Origin of the sequence: Thalassococcus lentus (genome assembly GCF_028023555.1) — a bacterium.
Taxonomy (GTDB): Bacteria; Pseudomonadota; Alphaproteobacteria; order Rhodobacterales; family Rhodobacteraceae; genus Thalassococcus_A; species Thalassococcus_A lentus.
This window is the reverse complement of record NZ_JAQIOY010000007.1, coordinates 1-15912: the sequence shown is the minus strand read 5'-3', so window position 1 is coordinate 15912 and position 15912 is coordinate 1. Positions and strand designations below refer to the sequence as shown.

The following is a 15912-nucleotide window of genomic DNA, read 5'->3' as shown; positions in this document are numbered from 1 at the left end:
CTTCCATCCTTTGAAAAGGAGCAAGAACATGAGCAAAGAAACCAACGGCCCTTCGCGCCGCCAGTTTCTGACCAGCGCCGCCGCGCTTGGGGCAGGGACTGTGGCTGCAACAGCAGCACGCGCGGCTGGACCCGATCCGCTGATCACCGAAGTTCAGGGCTGGGCCTCTGGTCTGGGTGACGGTGTTGACGCAACACCCTATGGCCTGCCCATCGAATACGAAGCGGACGTGGTTCGCCGTAATGTCGAATGGCTGACCGCTGATACGATCAGCTCGATCAACTTTACGCCAATCCATGCACTGGACGGCACGATCACGCCGCAGGGCTGTGCTTTTGAACGCCACCATTCGGGTGCGATCGAGCTGCGCAAAGAAGATTATCGTCTTATGATCAATGGTTTGGTGGATACCCCGCTGGTATTCTCTTATGCTGATCTCGAACGGTTCCCACGCGAACAGCACGTCTATTTCTGTGAATGCGCGGCGAACACCGGCATGGAATGGGCTGGCTCGCAGCTGAACGGCGCGCAGTTCACACACGGTATGATCCACAACATGGAGTATACCGGGGTTTCGCTGCGGACGCTGTTGACCGAGGCGGGTCTGGATGCGGCCGGAGATCTGAAAGACAAATGGGTCTACGTCGAAGGCGCTGACGCATCGTCCAACGGTCGTTCGATCCCGATGGAAAAAGCGCTGGACGATTGTCTTGTTGCCTTCAAGGCAAACGGCGAAGCGCTGCGGATGGAGCATGGCTACCCTGTTCGTCTGGTTGTCCCCGGTTGGGAAGGCAACATGTGGGTCAAATGGCTGCGCCGTATCGAAGTGATGGACGGTCCCGTGGAAAGCCGCGAAGAAACGTCGAAGTACACCGACACACTGGAAGACGGCACATCGCGCAAGTGGACATGGGTCATGGATGCCAAGTCCGTGGTTACAAGCCCGAGCCCGCAGTCGCCGATCAAGCACGGTCATGGCCCTGTGGTCATCACCGGTTTGGCATGGTCCGGCCATGGCAAGATCACCCGCGTTGATGTTTCGAAAGATGGCGGCATGACCTGGGAAACCGCACGTCTGGCCAAGGACGGCGAGAACAAGGCCCTGACACGCTTCTATCTGGATACGGAATGGAACGGCGAAGACTGGCTGCTTCAATCCCGTGCGATGGATGAAACCGGCTATGTCCAGCCGACCAAAGAACAGCTGCGCGAGGTGCGCGGTTTGAATTCGATCTACCACAACAACTGCATCCAGACATGGCATGTGAAACCCAACGGGGAGGCAGAAAATGTCGAAGTCTCTTAATCTGTTCGGCGGTGTATCGGCTGGCGTCATCGCTATGTTGTTGGCGGGCTATAATTTTGCCGACCGTAACATCGCTAAGGTCCCCGCTGATCTGCAAAAACTGGGTGCATTGTCGCCCAACGCGCTTGCCGCGTTGGAGGCCGAAAAAGCACCGGCAAAGGCAGAGGTCGCCGATGCAACGACAGGCGACGCCGCGCGCGGCGGTCTTGTCGCAGCAGCCTATGCTGACGAAGGTGGTGCAGGCAAAAACTTTGGCCTTGGACGTGTTGCCATGCCCGAAGAAATTGCTGCATGGGATGTGGATGTGCGCCCGGATGGCACGGGTTTGCCAGATGGTTCCGGCAATGCGTTCGACGGCGAAGAAATCTTCGAAGAGAACTGTGCCTCTTGCCACGGCTCTTTCGCGGAAGGCGTGGACAACTGGCCCAAGCTGGCGGGCGGAGACGGTTCGCTGGCGGATGAAGATCCGCTCAAGACCGTGGGCAGCTACTGGCCCTATCTGTCTACCGTTTTCGACTATGTGAACCGGTCCATGCCCTTCGGCAACGCGCAGTCTCTGAGCGCAGACGAAGTTTATGCCATTACGGCTTATATCCTCTATTCGAACGACATCATTGATGATGAGTTTGAACTGTCGAAAGAGACGTTCCTTGACGTTGAAATGCCCAATGCGGGTGGGTTCATCGTCGATGATCGTGCCGAAACCGAATATACGATCTGGCGCACTGAGCCCTGCATGGAAAATTGCAAGGACGCGCAGCCTGAGATCACCATGCGTGCAACTGTTCTGGATGTGACGCCAGAAGAGGAAGGCATGGAAGAAGATCACGCAGCAGCCGAGGCCGCGCCTGCACAAGAAGCAGCCGCCGTCGAAGTCGCTGCTGCCGCCGAAGAAGCGCCTGCCGAAGAAGCGCCTGCAGAGGTCGCTGTCGCGGCACTGGATCCTGCGATGGTCAAGGCCGGTGAAAAGGTCTTCAAGAAATGCAAGGCCTGCCATCAGGTTGGCGAGGGCGCGAAGAACCGCTCTGGTCCGCATCTGAACGGTGTCGTTGGACGCGCGATCGGCAGTATCGATGGCTTCAAATATTCGGGTACAATGGCCGACATGGGCGGTGAATGGACCGAAGAAAAGTTGGCAGAGTTCCTCGCGGATCCGCGTGGATCGGTCAAAGGCACCCGTATGGCCTTTGCAGGTCTCAAGAAGTCTGACGATATTGCCGCTGTTACGGCCTATCTGAAATCGTTCGATCCATGATGAAGATGCGGAGTTTCTTTGCAGCTTTGGCTTTGGCGCTTGCTCTTCCGGCAGGCGCCTTTGCCGACAGCGACGGTGAGCTGCTTGGCGATGCCGAGCGCGGTGCCGATGTGTTTCGCAAGTGCACTGGATGTCACAAGGTTGGACCGGACGCGCCCAATCGGGCCGGCCCGCACCTGAACGAGATTTTCGGCCGCAAGGCGGGGAGCATCGAGGGGTTCAAATATTCCAAATCCATGCAACGCGCCTTTGGCGATGGGCTGGTTTGGGATGCAGAAACTCTTGATGCCTATATCGAAAATCCGCGAGCCTTGATCTCGGGAACACGGATGTCGTTCCGTGGCTTGAAAGATCCTCAAGATCGGCATGACGTGCTGGCGTATCTGCGCCAATTCACGGCCAGCCCGCAGAATATCCCTGAAGCTGCGCCAACCGCCAACGCGCATGAGGTTGTGCTGTCGCCGGAAATTCTGGCGATCGTAGGGGATGCCGAATACGGCGAATACCTCGCTGCGGAATGTCTGACTTGCCACAAGCGCAGCGGATCGGATGACGGAATTCCATCTATCGTGAACTGGTATGAGGAAGACTTTGTCGTCGCGATGCATGCCTACAAACGCAAGGTCCGCCCCCATCCCGTCATGCAGATGATGGCGTCGCGCTTGTCGGATGAGGAAATCGCAGCGCTGGCTGCATATTTTGCGAAAATCGAACAGGATGGTTGAGCGCGCTTGCATATCCCTTGGACAGATCGGTGAACGCCGATCTGCAGGGCTTTGCAACATTTTGACTGAAACGAACGATTTGGCATCATGCGCCGTCCACAGGTTGGGCGGACGTATGCAAGCGGGCAGCAGATCCGCCACGCAACGCGCCTTCGGATTAATCCGGCGGGCGCGTTTCAACCGGAACATAGGGAAAGAGGCTTCGGTCTCGTTCAATTTGTTTCACACGAATATCCAATCAGGAGGAGACCGGATATGACATTGAACAGAAGGGCCTTTTTGGGCACCGCAACGGCCGCAAGCGCTACGCTTGCCGCGCCAATGGTGCGTGCACAGGCCAAGCCAAGAGCTGTTGTGATCGGCGGTGGCGCCGGTGGTGCAACCGCAGCGCGCTACATTGCAAAAGACAGCAAGGGTGAAATCGACGTCACGTTGATCGAACCTACCCGAACTTATTACACCTGCTTTTTCTCGAACCTGTACCTTGGCGGCTTCCGCACCATGGACAGCCTCGGACACAGCTACGCCACTCTGGCCGCGACTCATGGCATCAACGTTGTGCACGATTGGGCGATCGGTGTAGACCGTGACGCCAAGACGGTTTCTCTGGCGGGCGGCGGATCCGTTCCCTACGACCGTCTGGTGATTTCGCCGGGCATCGACTTTGTGGATGGCGCTGTTCCGGGTTGGGATCTTTCTACACAGACAGCAATGCCACACGCATACAAGGCCGGCACACAGACCGAGCTGCTCAAGCGTCAGATTGAGTCCATGCCAGAAGGCGGCACTTATGTAATGGTCGCTCCGCCGAACCCTTACCGCTGCCCTCCTGGCCCCTATGAGCGTGTGTCGATGGTGGCGCACTATCTGAAGGCCAACAATCCGACGGCCAAGATCATCATCGCTGATCCCAAGCCAAAGTTCTCGAAGCAGGGCCTGTTCGAAGAAGGCTGGCAAAAGCACTATGGCGGCATGATCGAACGCATTGGCCCCGACTTCGGCGGCGAAAACGTTTCGGTGAATGCGGCCGATATGACTGTCGATATCGACGGCGAAGTGGTCAATGCAGACGTGGTCAACGTTATCCCGGCCATGAAGGCAGGCGCGATTTGCGACGCAGCAGCCCTGACCGAAGGCAACTGGGCGCCGGTTTCCGGCCATACCATGCAGTCGCGTCTGGACGAGAACGTCCATATCCTCGGGGATGCCTGTGCACAGGGTGACATGCCCAAGTCCGGCTTCTCTGCCAACAGCCAGGCCAAGGTCGCGGCAATGGCCGTGCGCGGTGCGCTGACAGGCAGCCGTGTGTTCCCGGCCAAGTTCTCGAACACCTGCTGGTCGCTTATTGACACGGATGATGGCGTCAAGGTTGGTGCCAGCTATGAGGCAACCGACGAAAAGATTGCCAAGGTTGATGGTTTTGTCAGCCAGACTGGTGAAGATGCGGCACTGCGCAAAGCAACCTACGAAGAAAGCGTGGGTTGGTATGCCGGTATCACAGCCGATATGTTCAGCTAATCTGATACTATAACATCGGAAAAGGCGGGCGTTCATGCCCGCCTTTTTTGTTGCGGGAACTCAGGCGACCTTGAGCCCGTTCATGGAGCCCAACAGCTCTGGGATTTTTGCTTTGAACTTGAAGAAGCCTGCGGTGGCATGAGGCCACGCGCTTGCATCGTAGTCGCGCAACACTTGTCGGACAGGGATACCTTTTATCTGCTGCAAAGCCTCGGCAACCGGCCCGACAGGGGCATAAGGTGTCACGAATTGGTGCGCGCCCCGATCGCGGGCCCATGCGCCGATGTCCTGAGCGGGCAGAGAGACTTCAAATTGTCCAAAGCGTTCCTGCCAACGGACGGCCATGTCCGCGACAGCGCCGTTTCGGAATGTCAGGACACTCTCCGCCAGATAAAGCGGTGATTGGCCGGTCTGGACCGGCAAAACCGCGGCGCCTACGACGTTCATGCCGAGTTTGGCGAGGAAACCGGGGTTTAGGTCATCCTCGTGCAGCAAAACTGCGGTCGGCAGGGATGGATCCAGTGTTGCGCTCTGCGGGGGGGCAAGACGGGGCGGGTGCTCGCTGCCCGGTAGCGGGTCAGCGGATGTATTCAAAACACCCGGTGCCGGGCAGAACTGGCCTTCGGTGTACTTCGAGATATTGGACGCACGGGCGATGTAGTGTTTGCCGCGTGTTTGCAGCCCCGCCACCCACCGCCACGACAATGTATTGGACGCCGCGTCACCATCCAGCAGGTGCCGCATGAAAAAGTCAGCACCCAATTCCCATGGCAGCCGAAGCGTGAAAACCCAGATCGAGGCAAACCACATACGGGCATGGTTGTGTAGATACCCGGTCTGGAAAAGCTCATGCGCCCATGAATCGAAACAGTCTATTCCGGTCTCGCCCTTGCAGGCGGCCTCCCATGTATTGCGCTGACCGGATTGGGTCTGAATTTGGTTCCATGCACGCCAGAGCCCGGATTGATATTGCGTCCAGACACTGGGCCTCATTTCCAGCCACCCTTTCCAATAGGTCCGCCAGAACACCTCTTGAATGAATTTTTCAGCGGCCTTGCTGGAATGACGGGCCAAAACGGCAGTCAGCACATCTTCTTCGGTAATCAGGCGATGCCGAACATAGGGTGACAAAACCGACACGGCCTCAGCGTGCCGCGCGGGCCCCAAAGCGTAGTTTCTCTTGGCGGCATAGTCTCGTCCGGCCTTTGGAACAAAGGCAGACAAACGGCGCAGTGCTTCGGTGTGCGTTGGCGAAAAGGCGTTCATGCTTGCTCCGGCTCGGGCTTGTGGGAAAGGCTAGGGGCCGGGGGCTGGCTTTCAAGGCGTGACAGCAAATTGAGGTCCGGCCCCTTGCAGCCCCCCTAGGCCAACACTAAGCTTCTGGTAACGCAACTCCGTTACCAATTCTCACGTGACAGCACAGGCAGGCAGGCGATCATGAAAGACCCTATTGAAACCTATATGAATCTCGTTCCCATGGTGGTTGAGCAAACCAGCCGCGGCGAACGGGCCTACGACATCTTTTCGCGATTGCTCAAAGAGCGGATCATTTTCCTGAACGGCCCTGTGCACGACGGCATGTCTTCGCTGATCGTGGCACAGTTGCTGCACCTTGAGGCAGAAAACCCCTCAAAGGAAATCTCGATGTACATCAACAGCCCCGGCGGCGTGGTGACATCCGGTTTGTCGATCTACGACACGATGCAGTACATCAAACCCAAGGTCAGCACGCTGGTGATCGGGCAGGCGGCTTCTATGGGCTCGCTTCTGCTGACCGCAGGTGCGCCCGGCATGCGCCTGTCGCTGCCCAACAGTCGTGTGATGGTGCACCAGCCGTCTGGTGGCTATCAGGGTCAGGCCACAGACATCATGATCCACGCCGAAGAAACGCTGAAGCTCAAGCGACGCTTGAATGAAATTTATGTCCACCACACGGGCCAGAGCCTTGAGAACGTTGAAAAGGCACTTGAGCGGGACAATTTCATGTCGCCAGAAGATGCGAAAGAATGGGGCTTGATCGATGAAATCGTCACCAGCCGCGACACCGGCGATGACGGCGAAGGCGACAAGAAGTCCTGATCGATTTTGAAAACACAGTGTCGTGGGCGGGCAAATTTTTCGCATTGCTCGCCCCGGCTGGCTCCCCTAAGCTGGAGCGAACAGGACGGCCAGCGGCTGCAAGCGTTTGTGAACAGCGCTTCGCGAGCCCGAATTAGGGCCAAGAAAGGTGCAAGATGGCAACGAATTCTGGCGGTGACAGCAAAAACACGCTCTATTGCAGCTTTTGCGGCAAGAGCCAGCATGAAGTACGCAAACTGATTGCGGGACCAACGGTTTTCATCTGTGATGAATGCGTTGAATTGTGCATGGACATCATCCGTGAAGAGACAAAAGGCGCTGGCCTGAAGTCCTCGGAAGGTGTGCCAACCCCGAGCGAAATCTGCGAAGTTCTGGATGACTACGTAATCGGTCAGGCCATGGCCAAGCGCGTTTTGTCGGTGGCGGTACACAACCACTACAAGCGTCTGAACCACGCTCAAAAATCGTCTGACATCGAACTGGCCAAATCCAACATCCTGCTGATCGGTCCTACCGGCTGTGGTAAGACATTGCTTGCCCAAACGTTGGCGCGGATTCTTGATGTGCCCTTCACAATGGCGGATGCCACGACCCTGACCGAAGCGGGTTATGTCGGCGAAGATGTTGAAAACATCATCCTCAAGCTGTTGCAGGCGTCGGAATACAACGTCGAACGTGCACAGCGCGGCATCGTTTACATCGACGAGGTCGACAAGATCACACGTAAGTCCGAAAATCCGTCGATCACGCGCGACGTGTCGGGTGAGGGCGTGCAGCAAGCCTTGCTGAAGCTGATGGAAGGCACCGTTGCCTCCGTGCCGCCGCAGGGCGGGCGCAAGCATCCGCAGCAGGAATTCCTTCAGGTGGACACGACCAACATTCTGTTCATCTGCGGCGGTGCGTTCGCGGGCCTGGACCGGATCATCAAGCAGCGCGGCAAAGGCAGTGCAATGGGCTTTGGCGCTGATGTGCGCGACGATTCCGAAGCAGGCGTGGGCGAGACCTTCAAGGATCTTGAACCTGAAGATCTTCTCAAGTTCGGTCTGATCCCTGAATTTGTAGGTCGTTTGCCTGTGATCGCAACATTGGAAGACTTGGACGAAGACGCTCTGGTTACCATCTTGACCGCGCCCAAGAATGCGTTGGTCAAGCAGTATCAGCGCCTGTTCGAGATGGAAGAAACCGAACTGTCCTTTACAGATGATGCACTCAGCGCAATCGCCAAGAAGGCGATCGAGCGCAAAACCGGTGCGCGGGGCCTGCGTTCGATCCTCGAAGGTATCCTGCTGGATACGATGTTTGAACTTCCGGGAATGGACGAAGTGACCGAAGTCGTCGTGAACGAGGAGTCCGTGAATTCTGAAGCCAAGCCGCTGATGATCTACGGCGACAAGAAAAAAGAGGAAGCGTCGGCTGGCTAAATCAGCCGTTACGCGCTTCGCATCCGAATTGATAAATTGACACGGCGGGCTATCCCTTTGGGATGGCCCGTTCGTTTTCGTTGCCGTTGATGTCCTTGCTGCCTGGGCGGCGCCAGTCCTCGTAAAGTGCAGCAAGGTTCTCATAAGTTCTTGGATTGCGCTTGCGCATTTCGCAGATCAGATTTCGGCAATCATCCACCAGATTGCACATGATCCCGCGCAGCGTGCGTTTGAGCAGGGTCTCATCCAGATCCCCCTCTGCGATGCCCACGGCAAGAAACTCGTAGTAGTTCAGCAAGGTTACAACCGCATCCGCAGCTTCATTGCGACGCTGCGCTTCGCGTTTCGCCTTCAGGCTAGTGTTCTCTGGTTGGGCGAGCCGTGCCTCGTTCCAATCCTCAAAGGTTACATCATGATATTCCGGAAATTTGGCACGTCTTTGAACGTTCAACATCTTGAAACGATCCGAGAGCCGCGTTTCCAGCAGGATAGAGATGGTATGTTGTTTGCGCTGCGCTACTCGGTTGGCACGGCTGCTCAGAATGAATGTGATTAAACCGACAGCGACACTGACAATTGCAACGAGCGTTGCCGCGACACCCGCAAAGGTTTTGTATCGTTCACTGGGGCTGTCCGGAAAGCGCCGATAGATCTGCGACAGAGACTCAGCGCCGATATCTGCAATCAATACGGCAACAGAGATGAGCCCAATGGCGATGCCAATGGACATAAGAAAGATGGCTAAAAACTTGGTAACGAACTGAATAAACACCCTTTTCTAAGAGTGCCGTCAGATCAGTACGGCTTTTCCGCCGTTTCCAAAACCTTCGCGAAACATTTGCTCGTGCCTCCTGCTACGCAACTTTCTACCACAAAACCCCTTGAAATTCCAGTTTTTTCTGAAAAATACGGTGGTTGGTTATGCTCCAAAGATATGGGGGCGCCGAACCAACAGTCAACCGGGAGAGACAGATGACCATCAGACGCATTTCGTCGGGCGGAGAGTTCGAAGCAAAGGTCGGGTATTGCCGCGCCGTCGTCGCAGGCGGGTTTGTTCACGTCGCTGGAACAGTCGGGCAGGGCGAAACCGTAGCGGAACAGTGCCGTGATGCTTTGGCGACAATTCAGCGTGCACTGGAAGAGGCTGGCAGCAGTTTCGAAAAGGCCGTCCGCGTGAATTACTATCTGCCCGAAGCGGCTGAATTTGAACCCTGCTGGCCAATCCTTGCCGAGGCCTTTGGTGCAAATCCTCCGGCCGCGACGATGGTTGAATGCAATCTGATCGATCCCAAATTCCGGATCGAGATTGAACTGACGGCTTTGGCCTAGTTTCCGATTTGCGCGATTGCTTGCACATGCGGCGCCGGGGCCACTGGACCTTGGCCCCGCTTTTCGCCATATAGGGCCAAGACATACAGGAGTCGTCCATGGGCATTCTCAACACTCTTTTGCGCGCCGTGACTTGGTGGAACGGTCAGACGCTGAACACCCAGCTTTGGACTTGGCGCAATGGCACCAAGGTGGGTGAGGATGAGCAGGGCAACACTTTTTACGAGACCCGCGACGGCAAGCGCCGCTGGGTGATCTTCAACGGCGAAGCCGAACCATCGCGCGTCAGCCCGGACTGGCATGGCTGGCTGCACCACACGTTCAAAGAACCGCCCACAGATCGACCATTGCCGCATAAGGCATGGGAAAAGCCACATCAGGAAAACCTGACAGGCACGGCGCTGGCCTATGCGCCTGTCGGTTCAATCCGGCGTGGTGATCCGTCCACCCGCAGCGACTATGAGGCCTGGAGCCCGGAATGACCCACTCCACCACCGAGGTGTTGGTTGGCGGCGGCGTACTTGCTGCTGCCTTGGCGTTTGGGTTGTACGCGGTTCAAAGCACCGGCTTTCAGCTGCGTAGCGACGGATACGAATTGTCAGCATCGTTTCGGTCCCTGGAGGGCATCAGTGTTGGCACAGACGTGCGTCTGGCTGGCGTAAAGGTGGGAACCGTCACGGGAATTGATCTTAACGCGGAAACTTACCGCGCAGACACGGTTGTCACGATCCGCGACGACATCCAGATCCCGGACGACAGCGCGATTGTGATCGCCTCCGAAGGGCTTTTGGGCGGGAACTACGTAGAGATCAGCCCCGGCGGATCGCCTTTCTATTTCGCCGAAGGTGACGAGATACTCGACACCCAAGGGGCGGTCAGCCTTGTTTCTTTGTTGCTTAAGTTTGTGTCCGGAGAAGGCGAATGATCACTCGCTTTGCGTTTTTTGCTGCTTTGCTCGTGGGCGGGCAGGCGGCAGCACAGGTGGCTGTCAATTCAGGTGACGGGGCAGTTTTGCGCGGTCTTGATAAGCTGAATGCCAAGACCACGGACATGACCCTTTCCAATGGCCAGACCTCCGAATTGGGTGCGCTTAGCGTGACACTGGGCGAATGCAGATACCCGCGTGGCAACCGGTCGGGCGATGCATTTGCGTTTCTGACCATCCGCGAAGCCGGAGTGGCCGAACCGGTTTACCGAGGCTGGATGATTGCGTCTTCTCCTGCGCTCAACCCGTTGGACCACCCACGCTATGATATCTGGGTGTTGCGCTGCACAACGTCCTGACCGTGCTGAGCCAGCGGCTCTGAAAGCAGGTCGGCATCTTCCATCAATGCTTCATCCAGCATCCTGCGATAGGCCGCTCGGGTGATTTCGACCCCGCCGAGCGATGCCAGATGCGGCGTCAGAAACTGTGTGTCGAACAGAACGAACCCGGTTCGGCACAGCTGGTCCACCAGCCATGCCAGAGCGATCTTTGATCCGTCCGTGGCGTTGGAAAACATCGACTCGCCGCAAAAGGCGCGCCCGACTACCACACCATAGACTCCGCCAATCAATTGGTCGTCGCGCCAGACTTCTAGCGAATGGGCATGACCTGCTTCGTTTAGGTCGACATAGAGGCTGCGTATGGCCGGGTTGATCCAGGTTTCAGAGCGGTCCGCGCAGGCGTCGATCACGCCGCCAAAGGCTTGGTTCAAGGTCACTTCATAGTCGTCACGCCTGAGCCGCTTGGCCAGACTGCGCGAGATGTGAAAGCCATCCAACGGGATGATGCCGCGGCGGCGCGGATCGACCCAAAATATATCCGGGTCGTCCCTATGCTCGGACATCGGGAAGATGCCAGTGCGATAGGCATGCAACAACAGATCCGTGTCGACGGACGTCATGAAACGCGCTCTGGTCTTGGGATCACCTGTATTCTGCTGCTGATCATGCCCCTCAGGCTAGTCTTCCAGCCCGCCGGCCTCCAACCACTTTTCCAACCAGTGGATGTTGTAATCACCGGTATGCACGTCTTTCTCCCGCAGCAATGCGTGGAAAAGCGGCACAGTGGTGTCCACACCATCGACGATCAGTTCCCCCAGGGCACGGTTCAGACGTGCCAACGCTTCGGTGCGATCGCGCCCGTGCACAATCAGTTTGCCGATTAGGCTGTCGTAGTAGGGCGGAATTTTGTAGCCGTCATAAAGCGCTGAATCCATCCGCACGCCCAGACCACCCGGTGCGTGGTACTGCGTGATTTTGCCCGGGCTGGGCGAAAAGTTGGGCAGACGCTCGGCATTGATGCGGACTTCGATCGCGTGGCCGTTGATCTCGAGTTCATCCTGAGAAAACGAGAGCTTGTTGCCTGAGGCCACGAGAATCTGTTCGCGAACCAGATCTTGTCCAAAGATCGCTTCGGTGACCGGATGCTCGACCTGCAGACGGGTGTTCATTTCGATGAAATAGAATTCGCCGTCTTCATACAGAAACTCAATCGTGCCTGCGCCCGAATAGCCCATTTTGGCAATGGCATCCGCACAGATCTTGCCGATGCGTGCGCGTTCCTCGGGGGAAATCGAAGGGCCGGGGGCCTCTTCGAAGACCTTTTGGTGCCGTCTTTGCAGTGAACAATCGCGTTCACCCAGATGTACGCCACCACCCTGTCCGTCGCCAAAGACCTGAATCTCGATGTGACGCGGCTTTTGAAGGTATTTCTCGATGTAGACTTCATCATTGCCAAAAGCAGCCTTGCCTTCGGCGCGCGCCGTCAGAAAGGCGCTTTCCATTTCAGCTTCGGATGCGGCCACCTTCATCCCGCGACCACCGCCGCCGGCTGTCGCTTTGATGATAACCGGATATCCGAAATCGGCGCCGATCTTCTTGGCCTCTTCGACGGAGCCAACGCCACCAGTGGAACCTGGTACAACAGGAATCCCGAGGTTTGCCGCAGTTTCCTTGGCCGTGATCTTGTCGCCCATGGTGCGGATGTGTTCAGCCGAAGGTCCAATGAAGGTCAGGCCATGATCTTCGAGGGCCTGAACGAAACGCGCGTTTTCGGACAAGAAACCATAGCCGGGATGAATTGCCTGAGCGCCGGTCACTTCGCATGCTGCGATAATGGCCGGGATCGACAGGTAGCTGTCGGTGCCGGGCGCGGGCCCGATGCAGATGGTTTCGTCGGCCATGCGCACGTGCATGGCATCTGCGTCCGCAGTGGAGTGCACCGCAACAGAACGAATGCCCATCTCGCGGCAGGCGCGGATCACCCGCAGGGCGATTTCGCCCCGGTTGGCAATCAGGATCTTGTCAAACATTTGGCCGACCTTATTCCAGAATGACCAGTGGTGCGCCGTATTCTACCGGTGCGCCATCTTCGACGAGGATACGTTTGACCGTACCAGAGCGCGGGGCAGGGATGTGGTTCATCGTCTTCATCGCTTCTACGATCAAGAGTGTATCGCCTTCGGATACTGTCGATCCGACACTGATGAACGCAGGTGCACCGGGTTCGGCCTGCATATAGATCGTGCCGACCATGGGCGATGTCACCGCACCGGGATGCGAGGCGGGATCTTCTGGCATGCTGGCATCTGCGGCGTCCGCAACCGGCGCCGGAGCGGCTGCAGCAGCAGGCGCTGCCGCCGGAACAGACATCGCAACAGGTGCGGCGGCGACCTGTGGCTGCATCCGGCTGACCCGGACATTCAGGCTGTCATCTTCGCCGTATTCACGTTTGACCTGCAGTTCGGTCAGGTCGTTTTCATTCAGCAATTCCGCCAGCGCCTTGATAAAGGCAACATCGGTCTCGTGGGTATTCTTGCTCATGCGGTCCTCGCCCGTTCCCATATCTTGGCTGCCTGGCCCGTTGTTCGTCGCAGCCTTGGCTGCACGCTTATAGGCCGAAGTTGACGCAGTGAAAAGCGGGGGGATTGCGGATTTTGGCTTGCCCTTGGCATTGAGGCTTGCATTCCTATGGTCAAAAGGGAGCGAAGCTATGAATATCGGGACATGGCTTGAGCGTGCCGCGCAGGTTCATCCGGATCGTCCGGCCCTGTTTCTGGGCACCGAGTTGGTCTCGGATTACGGGGCTTTCGATGCGGCCGCGCGACGGCTGGCAGGGGGGCTGGCTGCCAAGGGTGTGAGCGCCGGAGACCGGGTCGCGCTGTTCATGAAGAACGTGCCGGACTATCTGATCGCGGAATATGCGGTCTGGTATCTCGGGGCCGTGGTCGTCCCAATCAACGCAAAGCTGCACCCCAAAGAGGCGGCGTGGATCGTCGAAAATGCGGGTGCGGAACTGTGCTTTGCGACGGCAGAACTGGCAGAGGGCCTGTCTGCGGTTTGCGCATGCGTTGTCATCCAGACCGGAGGCCCGGATTGGATGACGCTGACCCAAGGCGACCCGGTCGGGCATGTGGCGCATCGGCACCCGGATGATTTGGCTTGGCTGTTTTACACATCCGGCACCACCGGCCGACCAAAGGGTGTGATGATTACACACCGGATGTTGACGACCATGTCGCTCAGCTATCAGGTCGACTGCGACCAGATCAGGCCGGACGATGCAGCGCTATATGCCGCGCCTCTCAGTCATGGTGCCGGTATCTATAATATGATGCACGTTCTGGCGGGGGCTCGGCATGTATTTCCGCGCTCTGGCGGGTTCGATGAAATCGAGGTTCTGGACCTCGCAGAGGCGTTTGATGGCACGCATATGTTCATGGCGCCGACGATGGTTCAACGCTTGGCCCGCGCGGCCAAGATGCAGGGGCGAAATGGGAAAGGCCTGCGGACGATCGTTTACGCAGGCGGACCTATGTATAACGCCGATATCATCGAAGCGGTCGAGATTCTTGGCCCGGTATTCGTGCAGATTTACGGTCAGGGCGAATGTCCCATGGGCATCACGGCCCTGTCCCGGCATGACGTGACTGATCGCAGCCATCCGCGTTGGCGCGAACGGCTTGGATCGGTTGGACGAGCGCAATCAGCGGTCGAGGTGGCCATTGGGGCCGAAGACGGATCTTTGCTGCCTGCCGGAGAAACCGGTGAAATTCTGGTGCGCGGCGATGTTGTCATGCCGGGCTATTGGAACAATCCTGACGCGACGCAAAAGACTTTGCAGGGCGGTTGGCTGTGGACCGGGGACATGGGCCGCATGGATGCCGATGGCTACGTGACCCTCATGGATCGCTCGAAGGATATGATTATCTCGGGCGGCACCAACATTTACCCGCGTGAGGTCGAAGAGGCCCTGTTGGAACACCCGGACATTCAGGAAGTCGCCGTTGTCGGTCGGCCGAACCCCGAATGGGGCGAAGACGTGGTGGCTTTCGTCGTGTCAGACGTGCCATTGGACATCGCCGGTCTGGATGCCCATTGTCTCGACCGGATCGCCCGTTTCAAACGCCCCAAGGCCTATTTCCCCTTGGATGGTTTGCCCAAGAACAACTACGGCAAGGTCCTCAAGACTGACTTGCGGGATCGGTTGGCTCGGGAATGATCGCGGACGCGTGGTCTTGTGTTTGCCCGGGTTGTTCTTCGGCCTGAGCATCAAGCAGTTGAGAGATTTTGATTTGCATGATCGAAGGCGGTGCCGTCTTGGGTTGGCCTTCGGTATCCCGGTCGCCCTGTTGGGCATTGTGCTGGGATGGGTGATCTCGCCACGGATCAGATGCGCTGCCATCAGAGGGTTGCACTGATGGCACCTGAGATGACTGAGCTTTCTGTTGTGCTGCTTCCGGCAGGCCAAGGGGATGACCCGTCGTCAGCGGCGCCGCGATCTGCGGCAGGCTGGGAATCTGCATGAGCGCTACTCCATTCAGCGCCCCCACGGGAAACAGGTTACCATATGCCTGCGATTACCGTATCGAAGCCGCTAAAGTTCTAAGCAGAATCGTCCAGCAAAGCGCGGAATTGAAAAGGGGCAGACCAACGGCCTGCCCCTCTTTGATGGTAAACGCGATATCTGTCTTACCGGTTCATTCTGTTATTGATGAGTTCTTCGACGACTTGAGGTTCGGCGAGCGTTGATGTGTCTCCGAGGGCTCCGTAGTCGTTTTCTGCGATTTTCCGCAGGATGCGTCGCATGATTTTTCCGGATCGTGTTTTTGGCAGTCCGGGGGCCCATTGGATGAGGTCGGGCGATGCGATGGGGCCGATTTCGGTGCGGACCCATGTGCGCAGTTCCTTGCGCAGCTCTTCGGTCGGCTCGACGCCGGTCATCAGCGTGACATAGCAATAGATGCCCTGTCCCTTGATCTCATGGGGGTAGCCGACCACGGCGGCTTCGGCCAC

Annotated in this window: 18 protein-coding genes; 11 read left to right on the top strand and 7 right to left on the bottom strand. The window is 57.5% G+C overall.

The window, feature by feature from the left end; genetic code table 11:
• Window positions 1-28: 28 nt before the first annotated feature.
• The 4 genes from soxC (at window position 29) to PFY00_RS15080 (ending at window position 4804) form a co-directional block, all read left to right on the top strand.
• The gene (soxC, locus tag PFY00_RS15095; RefSeq protein ID WP_271433417.1) at window positions 29-1306 is read left to right on the top strand and encodes a sulfite dehydrogenase; all 1278 of its coding nucleotides are present in this window, start codon (window positions 29-31) and stop codon (window positions 1304-1306) included.
• Window positions 1290-2561, top strand: coding sequence for a c-type cytochrome (locus tag PFY00_RS15090; protein WP_271433416.1), 1272 nt, complete (start codon window positions 1290-1292; stop codon window positions 2559-2561). The genes soxC and PFY00_RS15090 overlap by 17 nt, the downstream gene beginning before the upstream one ends.
• 5 nt (window positions 2562-2566) lie before the next feature.
• Window positions 2567-3286: a c-type cytochrome gene (locus PFY00_RS15085; protein WP_271433562.1), complete on the top strand. Its 720-nt coding sequence runs from the start codon at window positions 2567-2569 to the stop codon at window positions 3284-3286.
• Between the two features lie 255 nt (window positions 3287-3541).
• Complete coding sequence (locus PFY00_RS15080) at window positions 3542-4804, top strand: NAD(P)/FAD-dependent oxidoreductase (protein WP_271433415.1); 1263 nt, start codon at window positions 3542-3544, stop codon at window positions 4802-4804.
• A gap of 60 nt (window positions 4805-4864) precedes the next feature.
• Here the strand turns inward: PFY00_RS15080 and PFY00_RS15075 are convergent, their stop codons facing one another.
• Window positions 4865-6070 carry an FAD-binding domain-containing protein gene (locus PFY00_RS15075; protein ID WP_271433414.1) on the bottom strand — a complete coding sequence of 402 codons (1206 nt, stop codon included), beginning with the start codon at window positions 6068-6070 and terminating at the stop codon, window positions 4865-4867.
• Between the two features lie 171 nt (window positions 6071-6241).
• Between PFY00_RS15075 and PFY00_RS15070 the strand changes: the two genes are divergently transcribed.
• Together PFY00_RS15070 and clpX are read left to right on the top strand one after the other, a co-directional pair.
• On the top strand, window positions 6242-6883 hold the full coding sequence (locus PFY00_RS15070; protein ID WP_271433413.1) for an ATP-dependent Clp protease proteolytic subunit: 642 nt from the start codon (window positions 6242-6244) through the stop codon (window positions 6881-6883).
• A 155-nt stretch (window positions 6884-7038) separates the two neighbouring features.
• Window positions 7039-8304, top strand: a complete 1266-nt coding sequence (gene clpX, locus PFY00_RS15065) for an ATP-dependent Clp protease ATP-binding subunit ClpX (protein ID WP_271433412.1) — start codon at window positions 7039-7041, stop codon at window positions 8302-8304.
• Window positions 8305-8353: 49 nt separating this feature from the next.
• On the opposite strand, the gene PFY00_RS15060 is transcribed toward clpX, so the two are convergent.
• A complete protein-coding gene (locus tag PFY00_RS15060; RefSeq protein WP_271433411.1) occupies window positions 8354-9034 on the bottom strand; it encodes a DUF4760 domain-containing protein in 681 nt (226 codons plus the stop codon).
• Between the two features lie 242 nt (window positions 9035-9276).
• Between PFY00_RS15060 and PFY00_RS15055 the strand changes: the two genes are divergently transcribed.
• From PFY00_RS15055 to PFY00_RS15040, 4 genes are all read left to right on the top strand, one after another.
• Window positions 9277-9633: a RidA family protein gene (locus tag PFY00_RS15055; RefSeq protein WP_271433410.1), complete on the top strand. Its 357-nt coding sequence runs from the start codon at window positions 9277-9279 to the stop codon at window positions 9631-9633.
• Window positions 9634-9731: 98 nt separating this feature from the next.
• Entirely contained in the window at window positions 9732-10115 is a 384-nt protein-coding gene (locus PFY00_RS15050; RefSeq protein WP_271433409.1) for an NADH:ubiquinone oxidoreductase subunit NDUFA12, read from the top strand.
• Window positions 10112-10558 (top strand): outer membrane lipid asymmetry maintenance protein MlaD, encoded by a 447-nt coding sequence (gene mlaD, locus PFY00_RS15045; RefSeq protein WP_271433408.1) that lies wholly within the window; start codon window positions 10112-10114, stop codon window positions 10556-10558. Before PFY00_RS15050 ends, mlaD begins: the two co-directional genes overlap by 4 nt.
• Window positions 10555-10917, top strand: a complete 363-nt coding sequence (locus tag PFY00_RS15040; RefSeq protein ID WP_271433407.1) for a DUF2155 domain-containing protein — start codon at window positions 10555-10557, stop codon at window positions 10915-10917. Before mlaD ends, PFY00_RS15040 begins: the two co-directional genes overlap by 4 nt.
• Here the strand turns inward: PFY00_RS15040 and aat are convergent.
• From aat to accB, 3 genes are read right to left on the bottom strand one after another with little or no spacing between them, the layout of a single operon-like run.
• Window positions 10881-11519 (bottom strand): leucyl/phenylalanyl-tRNA--protein transferase, encoded by a 639-nt coding sequence (gene aat, locus PFY00_RS15035; RefSeq protein ID WP_271433406.1) that lies wholly within the window; start codon window positions 11517-11519, stop codon window positions 10881-10883. The two genes, PFY00_RS15040 and aat, sit on opposite strands and share 37 nt — an antisense overlap.
• Window positions 11520-11576: 57 nt before the next feature.
• Window positions 11577-12929 carry an acetyl-CoA carboxylase biotin carboxylase subunit gene (accC, locus tag PFY00_RS15030; protein ID WP_271433405.1) on the bottom strand — a complete coding sequence of 451 codons (1353 nt, stop codon included), beginning with the start codon at window positions 12927-12929 and terminating at the stop codon, window positions 11577-11579.
• A 10-nt stretch (window positions 12930-12939) separates the two neighbouring features.
• Entirely contained in the window at window positions 12940-13440 is a 501-nt protein-coding gene (gene accB, locus PFY00_RS15025) for an acetyl-CoA carboxylase biotin carboxyl carrier protein (RefSeq protein ID WP_271433404.1), read from the bottom strand.
• A 169-nt stretch (window positions 13441-13609) separates the two neighbouring features.
• Between accB and PFY00_RS15020 the strand changes: the two genes are divergently transcribed.
• The gene (locus PFY00_RS15020) at window positions 13610-15118 is read left to right on the top strand and encodes an AMP-binding protein (RefSeq protein ID WP_271433403.1); all 1509 of its coding nucleotides are present in this window, start codon (window positions 13610-13612) and stop codon (window positions 15116-15118) included.
• Here PFY00_RS15020 and PFY00_RS15015 read toward each other — a convergent pair.
• Both PFY00_RS15015 and PFY00_RS15010 read right to left on the bottom strand, forming a co-directional pair.
• The gene (locus PFY00_RS15015) at window positions 15081-15422 is read right to left on the bottom strand and encodes a hypothetical protein (protein WP_271433402.1); all 342 of its coding nucleotides are present in this window, start codon (window positions 15420-15422) and stop codon (window positions 15081-15083) included. The genes PFY00_RS15020 and PFY00_RS15015 overlap by 38 nt on opposite strands.
• A 166-nt stretch (window positions 15423-15588) precedes the next feature.
• Window positions 15589-15912: AMP-binding enzyme (locus tag PFY00_RS15010; RefSeq protein WP_408648468.1), on the bottom strand; the 324-nt coding region annotated here is incomplete at its 5' end.